This is a genomic window from Ligilactobacillus apodemi DSM 16634 = JCM 16172, from assembly GCF_001434405.1.
Classification (GTDB): Bacteria; Bacillota; Bacilli; order Lactobacillales; family Lactobacillaceae; genus Ligilactobacillus; species Ligilactobacillus apodemi.
In genome coordinates this window covers 784,294-805,060 of record NZ_AZFT01000053.1, presented here as the reverse complement: position 1 = coordinate 805,060, position 20,767 = coordinate 784,294, and the positions used below count along the sequence as shown (strand labels likewise).

Annotated in this window: 18 protein-coding genes and 1 pseudogene; 16 read left to right on the top strand and 3 right to left on the bottom strand. The window is 35.1% G+C overall.

All coding sequences use genetic code 11. From position 1 onward, the window contains the following. Positions 1-80: 80 nt before the first annotated feature. From rpsO to FC32_RS09200, 14 genes and pseudogenes are all read left to right on the top strand, one after another. Complete coding sequence (gene rpsO / locus FC32_RS09265; protein WP_004048905.1) at positions 81-350, top strand: 30S ribosomal protein S15; 270 nt, start codon at positions 81-83, stop codon at positions 348-350. A gap of 207 nt (positions 351-557) precedes the next feature. Then, positions 558-2,267, top strand: a complete 1,710-nt coding sequence (locus tag FC32_RS09260) for a ribonuclease J (RefSeq protein WP_025087945.1) — start codon at positions 558-560, stop codon at positions 2,265-2,267. Positions 2,268-2,345: 78 nt separating this feature from the next. After that, positions 2,346-3,224, top strand: coding sequence for a hypothetical protein (locus FC32_RS09255; RefSeq protein WP_025087944.1), 879 nt, complete (start codon positions 2,346-2,348; stop codon positions 3,222-3,224). A gap of 1,324 nt (positions 3,225-4,548) precedes the next feature. Further along, positions 4,549-5,130 (top strand): TetR/AcrR family transcriptional regulator, encoded by a 582-nt coding sequence (locus FC32_RS09250; RefSeq protein WP_025087943.1) that lies wholly within the window; start codon positions 4,549-4,551, stop codon positions 5,128-5,130. Beyond that, complete coding sequence (locus FC32_RS11120) at positions 5,127-5,228, top strand: beta-ketoacyl synthase N-terminal-like domain-containing protein (RefSeq protein WP_369384585.1); 102 nt, start codon at positions 5,127-5,129, stop codon at positions 5,226-5,228. Before FC32_RS09250 ends, FC32_RS11120 begins: the two co-directional genes overlap by 4 nt. Positions 5,229-5,429: 201 nt before the next feature. Then, positions 5,430-6,371 (top strand): ABC transporter ATP-binding protein, encoded by a 942-nt coding sequence (locus FC32_RS09240; RefSeq protein WP_056957412.1) that lies wholly within the window; start codon positions 5,430-5,432, stop codon positions 6,369-6,371. Between the two features lie 16 nt (positions 6,372-6,387). After that, positions 6,388-7,127: pseudogene (locus FC32_RS11015) on the top strand (ABC transporter permease). 1 nt (position 7,128) lies between these two features. Then, positions 7,129-8,082 carry an ABC transporter permease gene (locus FC32_RS09230; RefSeq protein ID WP_056957411.1) on the top strand — a complete coding sequence of 318 codons (954 nt, stop codon included), beginning with the start codon at positions 7,129-7,131 and terminating at the stop codon, positions 8,080-8,082. Between the two features lie 270 nt (positions 8,083-8,352). Continuing rightward, positions 8,353-9,540, top strand: coding sequence for an elongation factor Tu (gene tuf, locus FC32_RS09225; RefSeq protein WP_025088061.1), 1,188 nt, complete (start codon positions 8,353-8,355; stop codon positions 9,538-9,540). A 177-nt stretch (positions 9,541-9,717) separates the two neighbouring features. Further along, positions 9,718-11,007 carry a trigger factor gene (tig, locus tag FC32_RS09220; protein ID WP_025088060.1) on the top strand — a complete coding sequence of 430 codons (1,290 nt, stop codon included), beginning with the start codon at positions 9,718-9,720 and terminating at the stop codon, positions 11,005-11,007. 173 nt (positions 11,008-11,180) lie between these two features. Beyond that, positions 11,181-12,416 carry an ATP-dependent Clp protease ATP-binding subunit ClpX gene (gene clpX / locus FC32_RS09215; RefSeq protein ID WP_025088059.1) on the top strand — a complete coding sequence of 412 codons (1,236 nt, stop codon included), beginning with the start codon at positions 11,181-11,183 and terminating at the stop codon, positions 12,414-12,416. 72 nt (positions 12,417-12,488) lie between these two features. Beyond that, complete coding sequence (gndA, locus tag FC32_RS09210; protein WP_025088058.1) at positions 12,489-13,913, top strand: NADP-dependent phosphogluconate dehydrogenase; 1,425 nt, start codon at positions 12,489-12,491, stop codon at positions 13,911-13,913. 261 nt (positions 13,914-14,174) lie between these two features. Then, on the top strand, positions 14,175-14,861 hold the full coding sequence (locus tag FC32_RS09205) for a response regulator transcription factor (RefSeq protein WP_025088057.1): 687 nt from the start codon (positions 14,175-14,177) through the stop codon (positions 14,859-14,861). Further along, a complete protein-coding gene (locus FC32_RS09200) occupies positions 14,861-16,390 on the top strand; it encodes a HAMP domain-containing sensor histidine kinase (protein WP_056957410.1) in 1,530 nt (509 codons plus the stop codon). Before FC32_RS09205 ends, FC32_RS09200 begins: the two co-directional genes overlap by 1 nt. Positions 16,391-16,501: 111 nt before the next feature. Here the strand turns inward: FC32_RS09200 and yidC are convergent, their stop codons facing one another. Then, positions 16,502-17,422, bottom strand: coding sequence for a membrane protein insertase YidC (gene yidC / locus FC32_RS09195; protein WP_025088056.1), 921 nt, complete (start codon positions 17,420-17,422; stop codon positions 16,502-16,504). A 115-nt stretch (positions 17,423-17,537) separates the two neighbouring features. Beyond that, on the bottom strand, positions 17,538-17,813 hold the full coding sequence (locus tag FC32_RS09190) for an acylphosphatase (RefSeq protein WP_025088055.1): 276 nt from the start codon (positions 17,811-17,813) through the stop codon (positions 17,538-17,540). A 143-nt stretch (positions 17,814-17,956) separates the two neighbouring features. On the opposite strand from FC32_RS09190, the gene FC32_RS09185 reads away from it, so the two are divergent. Both FC32_RS09185 and FC32_RS09180 read left to right on the top strand, forming a co-directional pair. Next, entirely contained in the window at positions 17,957-19,117 is a 1,161-nt protein-coding gene (locus FC32_RS09185) for a hydroxymethylglutaryl-CoA synthase (protein ID WP_025088054.1), read from the top strand. 111 nt (positions 19,118-19,228) lie between these two features. Next, entirely contained in the window at positions 19,229-19,735 is a 507-nt protein-coding gene (locus FC32_RS09180; protein ID WP_025088053.1) for a hypothetical protein, read from the top strand. Positions 19,736-20,187: 452 nt separating this feature from the next. Here the strand turns inward: FC32_RS09180 and FC32_RS09175 are convergent, their stop codons facing one another. Further along, entirely contained in the window at positions 20,188-20,376 is a 189-nt protein-coding gene (locus FC32_RS09175; RefSeq protein WP_056957300.1) for a hypothetical protein, read from the bottom strand. Between the last annotated feature and the right edge of the window lie 391 nt (positions 20,377-20,767).

Genomic DNA, 20,767 nt, shown 5'->3' with positions numbered 1-20,767 from the left:
CCGGACCTTTAACTTAGTTTGGCGACGACACCGACGACTTACTCGGTTAGGGGCAGAATTATCGAAAGGTGGAAATACAAATGGCTATTTCAAACGAAAAGAAAAACGAAATCATGAAAAAATATGCACGTCATGAAGGCGATACAGGTTCTGCAGAAGTTCAAATCGCTGTTTTGACTGCTGATATCAACGAACTTAACGAACACGTTCGTTCACACAAAAAAGATTTTGCTTCACAACGTGGTTTGATGAAGAAGATCGGTCATCGTCGTAACTTGTTAGCTTACTTACGTAACAAAGACGTACAACGTTACCGTGAATTGATCAAGAGCTTAGGCTTACGTCGTTAATAAATAAACTTAAGATGTTGCTAGAGAATACTTTAGTGACATCTTTTTTTGTGCAATCATTTACTTAGCAATGCCATCTTGTTACTAGCTGGTAAGTATATTTTATAAATTTAGGGGATTTATGGTATAATTAAGCGTTGATAGGTCAGTTAGCCCCTGTTTAATATGAAACTATTGTATATAAAATTAAATTTTAGAGGTGATAATGTGAGTGATGTAAAACTCATTTCACTTGGAGGCGTACGTGAGAATGCTAAAAATATGTATGCTGTTGAAGTAAATGATGATATTTATATTTTAGATTGTGGATTGAAATATCCTGAAAATGAATTATTGGGAATTGATATTGTGATTCCTGATTTTGAATATTTACGCCAAAATGCACGGCGAATTGTCGGTGTTTTCTTGACTCATGGACATGCAGATGCGATAGGAGCATTGCCATATTTTGTGAGTGAATTTGACGTTCCTGTATTTGGTTCTGAATTAACGATCGCTTTAGCAAAAATTGCTTGTGAAAATGAAGAGATCGCTAAGAATTTTGCTGACTTCCATGTGATCAACGAAAAAACCGAGATCGATTTTCCTAGTGCAACGGTGTCGTTTTTTAAGACAACTCATTCTATCCCAGAAAGTTTAGGAATCGCTTTAAAGACGGATGAAGGAACGATCGTTTATACCGGTGATTTTAAGTTTGATCAAACGGCTTTGCCAGAATACCAAACCGATTTTGCACGTTTAGCTGAGCTTGGAAATGAAGGAGTATTAGCTTTACTTAGTGATTCTGCTAATGCAGAAAACCCAAATGAAACGGTCAATGAACGTGAAATTTATGATTTTATCAGTGAAACGTTTGAATATCGTAAAGGGCGGATCATTGTAGCGTGTGTTGCATCAAATATTTCGCGCGTTCAACAAGTCCTTGACGCTGCAGCAGCTAATGGACGAAAAGTAGCTTTGACGGGGCATGATGTTGAAAAAATCGTGCGGACAGCGATGAAGCTAAATAAATTGCACTTGCCAGAAGATGATATCTTGATCCCAATCAAAGATATTGGTCGCTATGATGATGATCAAATCGTTGTATTAGAGGCAGGACGCTCTGGTGAACCCTTAAAATCTTTACAAAAAATGGCTCTTAAGCGACATAAATTTGTTAGTTTGCATGAAGGGGACTTAGTGTTTATCACAACAACCCCGTCCCATGCAATGGAAACTAATGTTGCTCGTACACGTGATATGATCTATCGTTCTGGTGCGGACGTAAAATCGATCTCTGATGAATTGAATTCTTCGGGGCATGCTAGCAAAAATGATCTACAGTTGATGATGAACTTATTAAAACCACGGTATGTTTTACCAGTTCAAGGTGAGTATCGTTTACTAGCAGCCAATGCTAAAGCAGCTAGTGAAGTCGGTGTTCCAGCTGAAAATATTTTCTTATTAGCCAAGGGTGATGTAGCTGAATATACCCGTGGAAAAATGTTAGTGGCTTCATCAGTTGAAGTTGGTAATACGATGATCGATGGGATCGGTGTCGGTGATATCGGTAATATTGTGCTACGTGATCGCAAAATTTTATCTGAAGATGGAATCTTTATTGCTGTGGTCACGATCGATCGCAAGAAAAAGAAGATCGTTGATAAACCAAAAATCACCTCACGTGGCTTTGTGTATGTTAAAACGAGTCGTGATTTGATTGCTGAGAGTGCAGACATTATTACTAAAACAGTTCAAGCTAATTTAGATAATAAAGAATTTGATTGGAGCCATCTTAAGCAAGATGTTAGAGAACAATTAAATCATTTCCTTTATGAACAAACAAAGCGCCATCCGGTGATTTTACCAGTTATCATGGAAATCAATCAATATCATGGACATGGTAAAAATAAAAAGAATAACAAAAAAGAATCGTAAAATAAACATATCATGCCATGGGACTGTAGTTACTGCTACAGTCCCATACTGATATATCGTGGGAAAAGGGTATAATACATGGAAAATAATGCGTATGATGCAGGTGTTTTGGCACTTGAACAAAAGAATTATGCAAAGGCAGTTGAAAATCTGGAAAAGGCTTATGCTGATAAAAAAACTTTCAAGTTAAATTATTTATTATTTTCAGCGTTTAAGGGGCTAAATGAGCATGCAGAAGCCAGTTTGATCGCTGAAGACTATTTGCTTGACTATATCAGAGATAACGAAAAATTGTCAGAGTATGTCAAAGAAGCTATTTTAGCAGGTAAAGTTCGTAAGATCCAAATGACTTTGGACTTAATGGGCGGTTTTATGACCTCAAATGAGGCAGATTCATTTTCAAAACTATTTGAAAAAACGTTAGCGCAAGCTAGAAAAGATCGAAGCGTTGCAGATATCAAGCGACAATTAGCTCATTTAGGGGCTCTGGATACTTTAGGACAACGCAAGCTCGTTTCACAGGCTGATTGTTTAACGATCGAAGAATTTAAAGAAGCAGTCGTCAATGATTTGAATGACCCTTATGTTCATCCGCTAGTTAGAGCTTCGTTGCTAGATGAATTGCGCTATTTAGGAAGCAAAGAAAAGGTAAGATACCGTTTATTTAGTGGTGAAGAACAAGAATTTATCCCAGCAAACTTAAAAGAGTTAGACGAGTATTTAATGTATCAGCGCTTGGTAATGCTGCTAGAAAATGATGATACGATCTCAGAAGATCTCAGACCAGCAATGCTTGCTGAATTACGGTTAAAATTACAATTGTTATATCCTAAATTAGCTTTATATCAAGATCCAGCACAAATGTATCGTGTTCTGTTACAAAAAGATGATATGTCGGAAGCAGAAACGGCTTTGGCAAATGAATTGGAAAAAAGTTTGAAACAGTGGAATGTCTAATTCCTATTGATTGTGATCATTTGCAGTATTTCAAAAATAGGTCGAATATCTTTGTGGTAAACGAGAAAGTAACCATTGCTTAATCTTTGTAAGGATAGGAAAGTTAATGACTTCTTTAAGGCTGATTATGATCAATAAAATTGTACTTAGTATTTTTTTAGACTCAATGATCATTAATGTGATGGAACTTTTTCCGATAACCAAATGAATTGCCTCATTTTCATTCCTAACTGCCAACTAGATACCATATAGACGACCAATTGCTGAAAGTATGCAAGAAAAATTTTCAGAGCTTAACATCTTAATTGAATTAGCCGAAACATATGGAAAATACCAGGTGTCCGTCGATTATATGGATAACCTGTATAACACTTCCTACAGAAATGTGGGGAGTGTTTTTTCGTAAAAAGAAAAATTGTTGATTCCTAAAGCCATAACAATTTTTTTAGTAGCTTTATATTCGTTGATATCTCTGAAATAATTGGGGTTCTGAGTTTGGAGTTCATCTATTTTTATGGAATAAATGCCATTGAGATTTGAGAGTTTTATATTTTCGACTCTTTTTATCTAGTGATTTGGCAAGCTAGCAATATGCGATAATTATCTAAAGCTTGTTCCACTAATTGGACGATATGGAAGTAATCATGATGATTTTGGAATTGGTGAAAAGTTGTCTGATAAAGTGCTGATATTGAGTATTTAAACTGACTACAATAAAGTTTACTTGGTTACGTTCTTGTTTTGAATAGTAGTTTTTAAAATGATTGATGATTGTAGCTAATGGCTAATCAGGAAGTTTAATACGTCGTCGAACACTACTGACAGAACAATGACAAAGGCGAGCCATAAACCCGTTATTCAGTTCTTATTTACAAATAACATGATTTACTTTTTGGTTTACAAGATAGTGTTTCGATGAGATTATTTAGGCTAGTAGTGCTAAATAGTGAACGACAGTTTTCTCTTTTTTGGACGATAAAGTATCAATAACTTCAAGTGTATAAATGATTTAGTGATTTTAGGATAAAATGGTTACAGGACATAGATGTCATACTCCTTTATTTGGTTATTTGTGGTGAATTAATTGTATAACAGGAGGACATTCAATGTCTTTTTTTGTGTTAAAAACTGGTATGAATTTTTCGTCCATACCAGAAAGCGTACACACATTATACTATATGATTAAAGTACTTTTAGTGATTTTTTGTTCATATATAAAGGTTATTTCTTAAGAAAGCGAATTTTAGTTCATGTATATAGTTGATTTTCGCTGTTAGATGATTTGTAATTCATTTATAGAATATAAAATTATTTTGAGGTAATTATGGCAAGAGATGATAATAAACAAAAATTAATAAAGGCTACAGATGCCCTTTTAAAAAATAGAAGCATAACGTCTATAACAACAAAAGAAATTACAAAGATGGCAGGAGTTTCTGCGGGTGTTTTTTATAACTATTTTAGTAGCAAAGAAGATATTTTTAAAGAATTGATCAAGACGTTTTTTAACTATTCTTTAAAGCAAATGGAAGTCTTACGAAAAGAAGTTACAGGGAAAAATATTCGTTCAGAAATAAAAATAAAAGAATTTTTAATTAAAGGAATAGATAATACTTGGGAAAACCATTTTTTAAATAGTGATATTCTCATACTTTCTAGAAAAGATGAAGATTTTCAAAAATTAATGGTTAATTTTAACCAAAAGATGGTTTCCATTGTTGCCGAGATACTTACAGTTATTAATCCAGAACTAGAAGAAAATCCACCATTACTAGAAGCAAAAATGATTATGAATTTAATTCAAAATTCATACCCTATCTTTTCGAAATTTGATAGCGAAGATGAAAAAGAAAGCTATATGGAAAAAATTGTAAATATTATTTTTAACATTGGTTTTAATGGATAAGAAGGCTAGAAAATATAGCAGTAATGATTTCTGGGAGAATTTCATATATGTTTGATCTTACAGGTCCAGCAATTACAATTGATTTTTCATGTGCATAATGTTTTAGGTGCTCAAACTGAATTGATAAAAAAACAAGGTGTGTTTAATTTAAAATGGGAATTTGTAAAAATTAATGGATGTTTACAGGCGATAATTGAATATCGAAATGAGATGTTCACTAACTCAGAAGTAATGTATTTAAAGCGATTTTTCTTTGAAACAATCAAAAAATTGTAAAAGGGTAAAGGATGAAAGACATAATGGAAAATCTTTTAGAGGTAAAAAAACTATCAAAAACATATAAAAATGGGAGGAAAGCGTTAGATAATTTAAATTTTAATGTTATAAAAGGTGAAATTCTAGGTTTCTTAGGACCAAATGGTGCAGGAAAAAGTACGACAATAAATATTTTATCTACTTTATTGCAATCTGATAATGGTGAAATAACTTATTTTAACGATGCTGGCTTGTCTATTAAGGATATAAAGAAACAACTCGGAATTGTCCCACAAGAATTAGCTATTTATGAAGATATATCAGCTTTACAGAATGTTAAATTCTTTGCTTCCTTATATGGAATAAAAAAAAGCGAAATCAATGAAAGAGTTGAAGATGCATTAAGAAAAGTTGGGCTTGAAGATAGAAAACATGATAGGCCATCAACTTTTTCTGGTGGTATGAAAAGGCGTTTGAATATTGCGTGTGCTATAGCACATAATCCCAAGTTGATTATTTTTGATGAACCAACAGTTGGGATTGATCCACAATCTAGGAATCATATACTAGATTCAATTAAGAATTTGAGAGACGAGGGAGCAACCATTATATATACAACCCATTATATGGAAGAAGTACAACAGATATGTGATCGTGTCATTATCATGGATGGAGGAGTAGTTCTTTTAAATGACTCACTTGATAATATTTTAAAATATTATAGTAATTCTAATTACCAAATTAGAGTAGATAAACAAATAAATCCAGAAGTGTTAGATGAAATTCGTAAGTCATCGAATGTTGTGGAAGTAAATCAAAAAAGTGAATCTGAAGTGATTTTTAGTATGGATGAGGAATCTGCACCGATTAATAGTGTATTGGAGATTCTAATTAGATTTAATTTAAATATCGTTAGTATCACGATGATAAAGAAAAACTTAGAGGATGTTTTCTTGCTATTAACTGGAAAAAGATTAAGAGATTAAATAGTGAGGTTTAATAATGCTAACAATAATGAAACAAGATACGGTGAATCTTTTAAGAAATAAACCAATCATGATGTATCTAATAATTTATCCAGTTGTTCTGATATTAATAACAGGGCTGGTATTTGAATCAATTTTTAGTGACGATATTTTAACTTCATATGATTATTGTGGTGTTACGATGATGATTTACTTATCGATGGCAACTGTTATTATACTACCAGAATTATTATTTGGAAGTAATGTGAAATATGCAAATTATAGGATTGTGTATTCACCTATTCCACGATATAAAATTTATCTATAAAAACTAATAGTTGCTATCTCTGTCCCATATTTTATCTTAGCAATTTATATGATTATTTTTAATAGTATGGGACTAGTGAACTATGGTAAATCAAATATTGACTATATTTTATTACTTGACTTAGCTTTAGTAACATTTTCTATCACATTTGGAGGTGCCTTCTGTGTGCTAATGCAAAATGAAGATATTGCGACTAAAATTTTAAATTTAGTTATTAACATTTTTGCAATTTTATCCGGATTGTTTTTTCCGATGTACATATTTGGGGAAAAATTGCTGATTTATCCACTCTATCTCCAATTTCAAAAGTGATGTCAATATTTTTTAGTGTAATTTACGATAAAAATTACAGTTCTTATTTTAATACGTTAGCAATTTTATTACTATGTTCAGTACTATTTTTAATTATTATTCACTTTAAATATCACCCTGAGGATTATGGAGAGTAAAATGAAATTTATGATCTTAAGAGGCAACTCACAACGTTTTTTAGAAGAAAAATCATATATTCTTATATCTATTTTACTAGTTTTTGTAACTATCGCAGCAACATCATTTGTTGTAACAATGAAAAGCCAAAAAGTACAAATAGGTGTAACCAAAGATGCAATTGAGCTATTAGAAATGAACGATAAAAACTTTTCTGTCAAAGAAGTAGAAAAGGATGATAATTATTATGTTAATTTGATACTAGGTAAGTATGATTCATATATTAGTAAGGAGAATGGAAAATATAAAGTAATTACAGCCAGGAATTCAACTTTAGGTAAAAGATTAAGTCAGTATTTAAATGAAAGAAAATCATTAACCGCCCCTACTTCTAATAGTAATAATTATTATAAAATTATTATTACTATTATGGCTATGAGCTCTATGATACTTTCATTAATACTATATAAATTCTATTTCGATGATAGAAATGGACTTGATAAACGAATTCATCTAAGTGGAGTGTCAAATCTTCCTTATATTTTTCAACAAGTAACGTTTAATTTTTTAATTTTATTTATAACTAATCTATTAAGTAGTTTAGTTATACTTCCTTTATTTGATCTTGATATATCGTGGAAGTTAGTTTTATACATCCACTTAATTGAGATATTTTCAGCAAATTTTGGAATGTTGTTATCTACTTTTACTAGAAAAAATCAAGGGGCACTTTTAGTAGGAACAATGGTATCTGTTCTAACTATGCTACTTTCAGGTGCATTATTTTCCCTAAAAGAGGGTTCCATACAAGATAAGATACATTATATTTTTCCCCAGTATCATATTTCAAATTTAGGAAAAAACATCGATGGTAATTCAGCTAATCCGACTCAATCGCTTATAGTAATTGTATTGTATACACTTTTATTTTTCTTGATTGCAAACTATGTCCAAAAACGGAGAATAAATGAATAATATACCTTAAATCGATATCAAGTGATTGTAATAAAAAACATACAAAAGCCTATTCTTTAGCAAGGTTTATTAAATTTTTTTCTAAATAATTGGATTTTAGTATTTACAAAAATGAATAGTGACTATATAATAATTCAAGGTTTTCAGTTTAGAAAGAACCCGAGTAATAAATTTGCTTGGCATTCTTAACTGAAAGTAGTATAATAAATGCTAAAGGATTATCGGCAGGATTGCAGATTTTCTTTGCAAAATTACAGGAGGTTCGTATTAATGGCAAAAGAACATTACGAAAGAACAAAACCCCATGTAAACATCGGTACAATTGGACACGTTGACCATGGGAAAACAACTTTAACAGCAGCTATCACAAAGGTTTTATCTGAAAAAGGTTTAGCTCAAGCTGAAGATTACGCTTCTATTGATGCTGCTCCAGAAGAACGTGAACGTGGTATCACAATCAACACAGCTCACGTTGAATACGAAACAGAAGGCCGTCACTACGCACACATCGATGCTCCAGGACACGCTGACTACGTTAAGAACATGATCACTGGTGCTGCTCAAATGGATGGTGCTATCTTGGTTGTTGCTGCAACTGATGGTCCTATGCCACAAACACGTGAACACATCTTACTTGCTCGCCAAGTTGGTGTTGAATACATCGTTGTCTTCTTGAACAAGTGTGACTTGGTTGATGACGAAGAATTATTAGACTTGGTTGAAATGGAAGTTCGTGACTTATTAAGCGAATACGATTTCCCTGGTGATGATATTCCTGTTATCCGTGGCTCTGCTCTTAAAGCATTGGAAGATGATGAAGATGCTAAGAAGAAGATCCTTGAATTAATGGATACAGTTGATGAATATATCCCAACACCAGAACGTCCTACAGACAAGCCATTCTTGATGCCTGTTGAAGACGTATTTACAATCACAGGTCGTGGTACTGTTGCTTCTGGTCGTATCGACCGTGGTGTTGTTAAAGTCGGCGATGAAGTTGAAATCGTTGGTTTGAAAGATGACATCCTTAAGACAACAGTTACAGGTGTTGAAATGTTCCGTAAGACACTTGACGAAGGTGAAGCTGGCGATAACATCGGTGCTTTACTTCGTGGTGTTGACCGTACACAAATCGAACGTGGTCAAGTTCTTGCAAAACCAGGTTCAATCCAAACACACAAGAAGTTCAAGGGTGAAGTTTACGTCTTGACAAAAGAAGAAGGTGGCCGTCATACTCCATTCTTCTCAAACTACCGTCCACAATTCTATTTCCACACAACAGACGTTACAGGTGTTATTGAATTACCTGAAGGTGTAGAAATGGTTATGCCTGGCGATAACGTAACATTCTCCGTTGAATTGATCGCTCCAGTTGCTATCGAAAAAGGTCTTAAATTCACAGTTCGTGAAGGTGGCCGTACAGTTGGTGCTGGTGTCGTTTCTGAAATCGACGACTAATATTTTAATAATATTAGGAAAAGCTTGGGAATTTCCCAAGCTTTTTTGTATAAAAAGCGACTTTTTATCTGACAAATTGTGTGATAAACATTTACATTTCAAGCTTTCTAAGTTAAACTTAGTTAGTATGCAATTACTCAGTAAATTGTACAAACTATTTTACTCGGAGGGAAAATAATGTCTGTAAAATGGGAAAAAGAAAAAGGTACAAATAACGGTAAGTTAACCTTTGAAATCGAAAAAGAAAAAGTTAAGGAAGGTTTAGAAAAAGCATTTAACCGTGTTAAAAAGACTCTAAACGTTCCTGGTTTCCGTAAGGGTAAGGTTCCTCGTCAAGTTTTCAACCAAATGTTTGGTGAAGAATCATTATACCAAGACGCTTTGAACGCTGTTTTACCAGAAGCGTATGCAGCAGCTGTTGCTGAATCTGCAATCAAACCAGTTGCTCAACCTGAAATTAACGTTGAATCAATGGAAAAAGATTCTACATGGGTTTTAACTGCTAAAGTTACAGTTGAACCAGAAGTTAAATTAGGTCAATACAAAGATCTTGAAGTTAAAGCACAATCAACTGAAGTAACAGATGAAGAAGTTGATGCTGAAATCAAGAAATTACAAGAACAACAAGCTGAACTAGTCTTAAAAGAAGACCAACCAGCTGCTGAAGGCGACACAGTTGTGATCGACTTTGAAGGTAAAGTTGACGGTGTTGCTTTTGATGGTGGTAAGGGTGAAAACTATTCACTTGAACTTGGTTCTAACACATTTATCCCAGGCTTTGAAGAACAATTAGTTGGTCACAAAGCTGGTGAAACAGTGGAAGTTGAAGTTACTTTCCCAGAAGAATACCATGCAGAAGATCTTAAGGGGAAAGATGCTGTCTTTGAAACAACGATCCACGAAGTAAAGACAAAAGAATTACCAGAGCTTGATGATGAATTCGCTAAAGATGTTGACGAAGAAGTTGACACATTAGTTGAATTAACAGCTAAGACACGCGAACGTCTTGAAGCTCAAAAAGAAGCAGCTGCTAAAGAAGCTATCCAAGATGAAGTTATCGATAAAGCAGTTGAAAATGCTGAAATCGGCGAAATCCCAGCAGCAATGATCGAAGAAGACGTACATCGTCAAATGGATCAATACTTAGCTGGTCTACAACAACAAGGTATTAGTGCAGATATGTACTACAAACTTACAGGTTCTTCTGAAGAAGACTTGCATAAACAATTTGAAAATGGCGCTGAAAAACGCGTTAAGACAAACCTTGTTCTTGAAGCAATCGTTGCAGCAGAAGATGTTAAGGCATCTGAAAAAGAAATTGATGATGAAATCAAAGCATTGGCTGCACAATATGGTATGGAAGAAGCTGCAGTTCGCTCAGCGCTTTCCAACGATATGTTGAACCATGATATTGCTATCAGAAAAGTTGTTAAAGAAATGACTGACTCTGCAAAACAAGTTAAGTAGTCAATTACTTCAATTAAATCTTGTAATTTAGGGATCGTAGCGGACAAACCCGTTGCGGTCCCTAAATTTATCTCACTTTATTTTCTGGTTAGTTAATATTTAAAAGTAAGTATTAGTGTTTAGTAGCAATGTCTGATAAAATAGGAATTAATTATTAGATAAAGGTGATTTAAATGTACGAAAATACAGATCCAAATGAACCGGCTGTTTGCTCATTTTGTGGCAAATCTGAACGGCAAGTTAAGAGTATGATCTCGGGCCCGGGCGTATATATATGTAACGAATGTGTTGAGTTAGCCCAAACGATCATCACAGAAGAAAATAAGGCAACGGTACAAAGTGAGTTTACCAATGTTCCAACACCAAAAGAGATTGTTGATATTTTAAATCAATATGTTATTGGGCAAGAACAAGCAAAGAAAACATTAGCGGTTGCAGTTTATAATCATTACAAGCGAATCAATGCTTCTTTAGGCAAAGATGATGATGAAACAGAATTACAAAAAAGTAATATCTGTTTAGTGGGACCTACTGGTTCAGGTAAAACATTTTTAGCACAAAGTTTGGCACGGATCTTAAATGTTCCTTTTACGATCGCTGATGCAACAACACTGACCGAAGCCGGTTATGTTGGGGAAGACGTTGAAAATATTTTGCTTAAATTATTGCAAAACGCAGACTATGATGTTGAACGAGCACAACGTGGAATTGTATATATTGATGAAATTGATAAAATCGCAAAAAAAAGTGAAAATGTTTCAATTACACGTGATGTTTCCGGTGAAGGTGTTCAACAATCATTACTAAAGATTTTAGAAGGTACGATCGCCAATGTTCCACCTCAGGGAGGACGTAAGCATCCACAACAAGAATTCATTCAAATCGATACAACAAATATTTTATTTATCGTTGGTGGTGCTTTTGACGGTATTGAAACGATTGTTAAGAATCGTTTAGGCGATAAAACGATCGGTTTTGGAGCTGATAGTCATCAAAAATATGATGAAGATAAAAGCCTTATGCAACAGATCATTCCAGAAGATCTATTGAAGTTTGGTTTGATTCCTGAATTTATTGGGCGCTTACCAATCTTAACTGCTTTAGAAAAACTTTCTGAAGAAGATCTAGTTAGAATCCTAACCGAACCTAAAAATGCTTTAGTAAAGCAATACAGTAAGTTGTTAGAATTTGATGATGTTAAATTGGAATTTGAAGAAGATGCTTTGCGTGAGGTAGCTCATCTAGCTATCGAACGTAATACCGGTGCGCGTGGGTTACGCTCGATCATTGAAGCAACCATGCGCGATATCATGTTTGAAGTACCAAGTAATAAAGAAATCGAGAAAGTGATCATTTCAAAAGATACTGTTTTAGGTAAAGCAGAACCTACCCTTGTGATGAAGGGTTAAGCTTCGTATCTTTTATTTTTGTGATAGTTTTGGTAAAATTAACGCAGTGAGGATTTTAGGAGGTTTTTTGTGATGGGTAAAGCACAAATTGGTGTTGTTGGTATGGCTGTCATGGGAAAAAATTTAGCATTAAACATTGAAAGCCGTGGTTATACGGTTGCGATTTTTAACCGTACTGGTTCAAAGACTGAACAAGTAGTAAAAGATCATGCTGACAAAAATTTAGTTCCAAGTTATACGATCGAAGATTTTGTAAATTCTTTGGAAAAACCACGTCGTATTATCTTGATGGTCAAAGCTGGTGCACCAACCGATGCAACGATCAAGAGTTTATTACCTTACTTAGATAAAGGTGATGTCTTAATTGATGGTGGGAATACCTTCTTTGAAGACACAATGCGTCGTAATAAGGAATTAGATAATTCAGGTGTTAATTTCATCGGTATGGGTGTTTCCGGCGGTGAAAAAGGCGCCTTGGAAGGTCCATCATTGATGCCTGGTGGTCAAAAAGAAGCTTATGATCTTGTAGCACCAATTTTAAATCAAATTGCTGCTAAAGCTGAAGATGGTAAAGCTTGTGTTACTTACATCGGTGCTAATGGTGCAGGCCACTATGTTAAAATGGTTCATAATGGGATCGAATATGGCGACATGGAATTGATCTCTGAAAGCTATAACTTGTTAAGAAATCTTTTAGGCCTTTCAGTTGATGAAATTGCTGACATTTTCAATGGTTGGCGTGAGGGTGAATTAGATAGTTACTTGATCGATATCACAGCTGATATTTTGACAAGAAAAGATGATGAAGGCACAGATAATCCAATCGTTGATATGATTTTGGATCGTGCCGGTAACAAAGGAACTGGTAAATGGAGTTCTGAAAGTGCCTTAGAATTAGGGGTACCACAATCATTGATCACAGAATCTGTTTATGCTCGTTACATCTCAGCTTTAAAAGACGAACGTGTGGCTGCAAGCAAAGTTTTAGCTAAGCCAGCTAAGTTCGATGCAGCTAAGTTAGATAAAAAAGAGATAATTGAAAATATTCGCCAAGCACTTTACTTTAGTAAAATTATTAGTTACGCTCAAGGCTTTGAACAAATGCGTTTTGCCTCTGAAAAATATGATTGGGACTTAAATTATGGATCTTTAGCAAAGATTTGGCGTGAAGGTTGCATTATTCGGGCTCAATTCTTACAAAAGATCACAGATGCCTTTGAAAAAGATCCTGAACTGAAAAACTTGATGTTAGATCCATATTTCACAGAAATTACAGCAAAATATCAAGCTGCTGTGCGTGAAATTTCGGCTTTAGCAATTCAAGCTGGTGTTCCATGTCCTGGATTTACAAGTGCGATCACATACTATGATCAATATCGTTCAGCTGTCTTACCAGCTAACTTGATCCAAGCTCAACGTGATTACTTTGGTGCACACACATATGAACGTGTCGACAAAGATGGAGTATATCACTACGAATGGTATCACGAAGAATAATGAGATTGCTTTAATAGGGGTACGCAGTTTGCGTAGCCCTATTTTTTAGTAATTGATTAATAAATTCGTATGTATCTTGATATTATATAAAAAAATGAATATGTTTATCAGGTAGCGGTATAACAGTAAGTATGCTATAATAAATTCTTCTTGATGTAAAATACATGTGTACTTATTGATTGCATTAATGTTAAAATTAAAGTTAGTCACAGTAAGTAATTAATAATAATATAACAATAAAAATTATAGGAGTGTTTAGAAATGAGTAAGATACTTATCATTGAAGATGAAGCAAATTTATCTCACTTTGTAGAACTTGAATTAAAACATGAAGGGTATGAGACCTATGTTTGCGAAGATGGCCGTACAGGTCTAGAAGTTGCTTTAAGTGACGAATGGGATGCTATTTTACTTGATTTGATGCTTCCTGATTTAAATGGTCTTGAAGTATGTCGCCGTGTACGCCAAGTTAAAAATACACCAATTATTATGATGACTGCACGCGATTCTGTTATTGACCGTGTATCGGGCTTGGATCATGGTGCAGACGACTATGTCATCAAGCCTTTTGCTATCGAAGAATTATTAGCGCGTTTGCGGGCAGTTTTACGTCGGGTAGATCTTGAAAGCGAATATAACTCTTCCAAGCAAACAACGGTAAGTTATCGTGATTTAGTAATTGAAAAAGAAAACCGGGTCGTTCGCCGCGGTGATGAAATCATCGAATTGACAAAGCGTGAATATGAATTACTTTTGACTTTGATGGAAAATGTGAATGTTGTTTTGGCACGTGATGTCTTGTTAAAAGAAGTTTGGGGTTATGAATCACAAATTGAAACGAATGTGGTTGACGTTTACATTCGCTATTTACGCAACAAGATCGATCGTCCAGGTGAAGATAGCTATATCCAAACTGTACGTGGAACAGGCTATGTAATGCGCTCGTAATGAAGCTCAAACAAAAGAATAAAGTAAAAAAAAGAAAGAATACTAAGAAAAGTTTCTTTTCTTTAAAGTTAAAGTGGTCTGTTGGGACTGGAATAGGGGTTCTGGTAATTTTTGCAGTCTTTTCAGTACTGTTATTTCAAAGCTTTTCAACATTATTGATGAACCAAGAAAAGCGCTATGCCCAAGAAGCATTGGAAACAGCAGTCGAAAGTTTGGCAACAAATACAAAAGAGCTTACGCGAAATAGTGCCGAAAATTCACTGAGCTTAAAGGTTCGCACTGATCATAATATTCGTGAAGTACAGACATTATATTCGAGTTCTTTTTATACGGCCTTAACACGGGAAAATATCAGTGTGAGTGTTTATAACCTTTCAAATGAGATGGTATTTGCGTCACGTGATGTCCCCGTTAAATTTGATCCTTTAGAGATCACTGAAGAAACAACTGTCAAACGTACCCAAAATTCTGGTGTGCTAGTACTAGGTAAAAAAGTTGTTTCTAAAAGTAATAAACAAGTTATTGGTTATGTACAGGTTACTGATGACTTAGTGAATTATGATAAGACAAGACGTAAATTAACTTTGATTTTCTTAGTATTTTGTTTGATCGCCGCAATTGGGATCGCCTTACTTAGTTATGGTTTATCATCGCTCTTGCTTCGTCCGATCGAATCAATAAATAATACGATCGGGATCATAAATGGCGATGATGAAAGTGATGCTTTAGCCAATGTTCGTGTGCCAGAATTTGCCCATGAAGATGAATTAGCCGAACTAGGGCGTCTTTTCAATAAAATGCTTGACCGCATGCAACGTTACGTTGAGCAGCAACAGCAATTTGTGGAAGATGTTTCGCACGAACTCCGGACCCCAGTTGCTGTTATTCAAGGGCATTTATCCTTATTGAAACGCTGGGGGAAAAATGACCCTGCTGTCTTAGATGAGTCGATCGATGCTTCGTTGCAAGAAATAAGTCGCATGAAGAGTTTAGTCCAAGAAATGCTTGATTTATCCAGGGCTGAACAAGTTGAAATCCAATTTGGTAAAGAAATTACTGATGCCAAAGAAGTTGGTTTGCAAGTCTTTAACAATTTCCAAATGATCCATCCAGATTTTAATTTTGTATTGGATGATGATTTAAACGATAAGGCAGAAGTGCAAATTTACCGCAATCATTTAGAACAGGTACTGATTATTTTAATGGATAATGCCGTAAAATATTCAAAAGATCGCAAAGAAGTACATTTGACATTGTCGAAAAATATCAATGATATTGATATTGTGGTGCAAGATTTTGGTGAGGGGATCTCTCAGGAAAACATTAAACGGATCTTTGATCGCTTCTATCGAGTAGATAAAGCTCGGAGTCGCGATAAAGGCGGTAATGGTCTGGGGTTATCGATTGCTCGGCGCTTGATCGAAGGTTATCATGGTAAATTGATCGTTGAAAGTGCAGTTGGCCAAGGATCTTTATTTAAGATCTCATTACCATTAGCTAAACCTAAAGATGACTCTAAAAATAAATAAAAACTAGAAAAAGTGGTGAAAAAGTGCAACAGCATGTTTTTCACCACTTTTTATTTAAATTAAAAGCACCTTTAAGTCGTAGCTCCACAACTTAAAGGTGCTTTGTTTTTATTACTTATTTCGGTGTTGTTTTCCTGCGTTGCGCTTTTTCTTAGCTGAAGTAGCTGTATTGTCAGCTGTACTTTCAGCAGTAGTTTTTTCTGTGGCTTTTACAGGAGTTGGTGTTGGTTTTTTAGGCGGATTTTTCTTCATTTCAGCCGCAATTTCTTGTCTGATACGTGGACGCATGTAATTGATTATCAAAGTTTGTAAACATGCAAAGACCCCACCAACAAAGAAATATAAGCCTAATCCAGCAGGGGAAACATAGGTCATAACCGTGATCATTACAGGACTAATGATCATCATTTGTCTCATTTGAGCTTTTTGTGCTTCGGGTAAACCAAGGGTCGAAAGCCAGCCTTGTAAAGCATAGATCACAAAGGATAAAACAACTAACGCAAAGCTTCTTTGACCTAGGTTGATTCCATAAAAATAAGAACTAGATAATTCTGGTGAGTATTGAATTGCGGCATAAAGAGCTGCAAAAATCGGCATTTGGATCAAGAGTGGTAAACAACCGATCCCACCAGTCATGGAAATATTATTGTCACGATAAAGTTGTAACATCTCTTGGTTGATCGCCATTCTTTCTTCATCACTAGAAGCTTCTTTTTGGCGCTTAGAGATATCTTCCATCAGAGGCTTGATGTGAGCCATCTTTTCTTGTTGGATCGTGGCATTTTTAGATTGTTTAAGCATAACGGGCATTAAAAGCAACCGAACAATAAATGTAATTGCAATGATAGCCCAACCTAAACTATTGCCTAAAATTTGTGAAAGCCCCATCAGTAAATGTTGGGTAGGTACGGCCATATTTTCATATACCCAACCATAAGGCTTACCAGAAGATGTTCTTTGAACACAACCACTTAAAAATACTGTGGCGGAAGAAAGAATAGCTAAAGTAGCCAATAATTTCTTATTTTTCATTTGTCAATTCCTTTCGCTTATGTGTATAAGTTCGATATTAACTATACTTGAAAACTAATGATATTTCAATGGAGCACGCATAAATAAAAGGCGAGCAAGTTCTCGCCTTGAAAGTTTATTCATACATAACGTTGAAACGAGTGTAACTGTTTTCAGGGATGGAATGGATAGCGACGCGATCAACTCGTCCAGCAGGGCTTGGTGAAGCTTTGACGCCTTCAATAAAAGCAGCTAATTTTTCCGATGGTCCTTGAGCTTCAATATAAACTGAACCATCACTTCGATTTAACACCTTACCGACGATGCCGATTTGATCGGCTAGAATTTTAGTCGTGTAACGAAAACCAACACCTTGAACAATACCATAAACTTCTAAACTAACTGCTGCCATAAAATATCCCACCTTTGAAAAATTTTATAGTTTAATTATACTACTGGATACTCGAATTTGCGAAACGAAGAATTCTTCGTTAAACTGGATAGGTAATTATATGAAAGGTGATCATGTAAAATTGGGCATGATGTAACAAAATTATGAAAATAGGAATAGATAAAATTGGTTTTTATACCTCACATTTATATGTAGATATGGCTAAGCTAGCGAAAAAACGTAATGAAGATCCTAATAAATATTTGATTGGGATCGGACAAGAAAAAATGGCGGTTATTCCACCAACGCAAGATGCAGTGACTTTAGCAGCTAATGCAGCAGATACGATCTTAACCGAAGAAGATAAAGAAAAAATTGATCTTGTGTTAGTTGCAACCGAGTCGGGAGTAGACAATTCTAAGTCTAGTGCAGCTTATGTTAGTGAGTTATTAGGTTTAAAACACAATATTAGAACATTAGAACTTAAGCAAGCTTGTTATGCAGCAACAGCAGGTATCCAACTTGCTAAGGGGCATATCAGCTTAAATCCGCATAAAAAAGCGTTAGTGATCGGAACAGATATTGCGCGCTATGGTTTAAAGACACCCGGAGAGCCAACTCAAGGTGGGGGAGCTGTGGCAATGGTAATCTCAGCTGATCCAGCCGTTTTAGCATTGGAAGATGCAAGTTCTTACTATGCTAAAGATATTATGGACTTTTGGCGGCCTTTATCACAAACAGAAGCGATGGTTGATGGCAAATATTCGGCGAACGTATATTTAGAATTTTTTGAACAAGTATTTCATGACTTTCAAGAACAAACGGGTCTTACTTTACGAGATTTTACGGCCTTATTATTCCACTTACCTTATACTAAACAAGGGCTAAAAGCACTAAGACTGGCAGTAGAAAACATTGATCCTACGCAAGCAACAAAGTACTTTAATGAATTTGAAGCAAGTCGTAAGTATAATAAATTGACTGGAAATCTTTATACGGGTTCGCTTTATTTAAGCCTATTATCACTGTTAGAAAATAGTGATAATTTACAGGCGGGTGATCGTTTAGGGCTGTTTAGTTATGGCTCTGGTGCTCAAGGTGAATTTTTCTCGGGGATCTTGCAAGAAAATTATCGGCAACATTTAACAAATAAAACAACCTCACTGCTCAATAAACGACAAGAGGTCAGTGTAGCAGAATATGAAAAGCTGTTTAATTCGGTTTTGACAAATGAAAAAAATCGTACTTTAGATACAACTTCAGATCCAGCAACATATGTTTTAACAGGAATAAAAGATTTTAAACGGCAATATCAAAAGAAATAATTATCAAAAAGAATGCTTACCAAATCGCGTAAGCATTTTTTTTTTTGAAAAAAAAATAATTCGCTATTTTTTGCGTACTTATATAGTATACCGAGGAAAGGAAGATAAATTATGTATAACTCAAATAAAGTAATTACATTATCTCAAGATACGCAAAAAATTGTCGATCGTTATCTGGCGTTAAGCATGGGGGTCATTCAAGAATTTATCGCTAAATGCGAGCTTTACCCGTTCTCTAAGTGTAAGCAAGTCGTAAATACAAAATATACCGCACGTTCGCAAAATACTGCCAATAAACTATTTGAAAATACACTTTTAGTCACGTTTGATTTCTTAGAGCAAATTTTTCTAGCACATAAGCCCTTTATGGCACATTTATTGTTAGGGATTTGTGCTGGTGAATGTAGTTTTTTGGTCGAGCAAGGGATTTTTAAGGCTGAAGATATTAGGGTGTATAAGTATTTTGCGATTTATCGTAAAAAGACCACTTATTATGTTTACTTTTTTAATGAATTGCCCAGCAATAACGTTAGGCAAGCAGAGTTTAGAATTATTTTTCGGAGATCACACGCACACTTGTTCCCGTGTGATATAAGGCTTTTAAGTAAAGCTCTTTAGCAGATTATTAAAAGAGAGTAGATAAAAATAGTTTAAAAGAGACCGAAAGGAGACCCTAGGGAGATCCTCAAATTTGGGCTAGGTGGTTTAGAATAGTGCAAGATCTCAAGCGTTGGAAATTCCAGCGCTTTTTTATTTTGCCCATATCTGATATACTAAGAGTCAATCGAACAAGGTTAGCCACTCTCTGGATCGTCTACGGGCACCAGAGAGCTTTTTATTTAGTAATGTGTGATATAATATTTGCAGGGTTTCTCATTGATTACTTACAGCCTAAACAGTTCTTTAGCGTCTTGCGATCGTGCAAGGCGTTTTTATTTGCAACGTTGGGATGTGATTACCCACAATTGGACAATGTGCATCCCTAAGAAGTGATATAATACGTTTAACATGAGTTCCAAAAAGTGGAACTTGCTAAGAAGCCCCTTGCGATCGTGCAGGGGGCTTTTTGCTCATTCTGGAAAGCGTTCGGCCAGTTTCTCGTTAGCAAATGCGATCAATGCTTCTAAGCCTTTTTTGGTGGCTACTCTGCAGTAACTGCGTGCCATGGATCTTTTAGCAAGATAGTATTTGCGTACTTTGTTCTTCTCGTTCCAGCGATTAGAGGCGTCACGTTGCGCCTTGGTCGTTTTCATTGTCATTGGTGATAACTCCTTACTTGCATTCGTATATTAAATATAATATACTTAGATACGAATAAGGGACTGATAGCCACCAACTATCAGCCCCCGATGTGGTTCGAGAGTTTAAGGGTTAGGACTAATCGCGATCTTTGAAATCGTGGTTAGTCTTTTTATATATTCTGCATGCGATCATCAAATCAATGGAGCATTTTCCGACCGCCAGGATAATAAAGGCGATTGTCATATCCCTTAACCTTTCTAAATAGTTTCATGTTATGAGCAGCCCCCTCCTGTGTGATCACTTGAAAAAACGGGCTATAACTCCCAACTATTTCCACTAGGTTACCAGCTAAAGACTAGCTATCTTTAGCTGGTATTGTATTTATAGCATAGCAGGAATTTTATCGCA

Coding starts and splice junctions, on each gene's coding strand:
- rpsO (WP_004048905.1), top strand. CDS start 81: ATGGCTATTTCAAACGAAAAGAAAAACGAAATCATGAAAAAATATGCA.
- FC32_RS09255 (WP_025087944.1), top strand. CDS start 2,346: ATGGAAAATAATGCGTATGATGCAGGTGTTTTGGCACTTGAACAAAAG.
- FC32_RS09250 (WP_025087943.1), top strand. CDS start 4,549: ATGGCAAGAGATGATAATAAACAAAAATTAATAAAGGCTACAGATGCC.
- FC32_RS09240 (WP_056957412.1), top strand. CDS start 5,430: ATGGAAAATCTTTTAGAGGTAAAAAAACTATCAAAAACATATAAAAAT.
- FC32_RS09230 (WP_056957411.1), top strand. CDS start 7,129: ATGAAATTTATGATCTTAAGAGGCAACTCACAACGTTTTTTAGAAGAA.
- tuf (WP_025088061.1), top strand. CDS start 8,353: ATGGCAAAAGAACATTACGAAAGAACAAAACCCCATGTAAACATCGGT.
- tig (WP_025088060.1), top strand. CDS start 9,718: ATGTCTGTAAAATGGGAAAAAGAAAAAGGTACAAATAACGGTAAGTTA.
- clpX (WP_025088059.1), top strand. CDS start 11,181: ATGTACGAAAATACAGATCCAAATGAACCGGCTGTTTGCTCATTTTGT.
- gndA (WP_025088058.1), top strand. CDS start 12,489: ATGGGTAAAGCACAAATTGGTGTTGTTGGTATGGCTGTCATGGGAAAA.
- FC32_RS09205 (WP_025088057.1), top strand. CDS start 14,175: ATGAGTAAGATACTTATCATTGAAGATGAAGCAAATTTATCTCACTTT.
- FC32_RS09200 (WP_056957410.1), top strand. CDS start 14,861: ATGAAGCTCAAACAAAAGAATAAAGTAAAAAAAAGAAAGAATACTAAG.
- yidC (WP_025088056.1), bottom strand. CDS start 17,422: ATGAAAAATAAGAAATTATTGGCTACTTTAGCTATTCTTTCTTCCGCC.
- FC32_RS09190 (WP_025088055.1), bottom strand. CDS start 17,813: ATGGCAGCAGTTAGTTTAGAAGTTTATGGTATTGTTCAAGGTGTTGGT.
- FC32_RS09185 (WP_025088054.1), top strand. CDS start 17,957: ATGAAAATAGGAATAGATAAAATTGGTTTTTATACCTCACATTTATAT.
- FC32_RS09180 (WP_025088053.1), top strand. CDS start 19,229: ATGTATAACTCAAATAAAGTAATTACATTATCTCAAGATACGCAAAAA.
- FC32_RS09175 (WP_056957300.1), bottom strand. CDS start 20,376: ATGACAATGAAAACGACCAAGGCGCAACGTGACGCCTCTAATCGCTGG.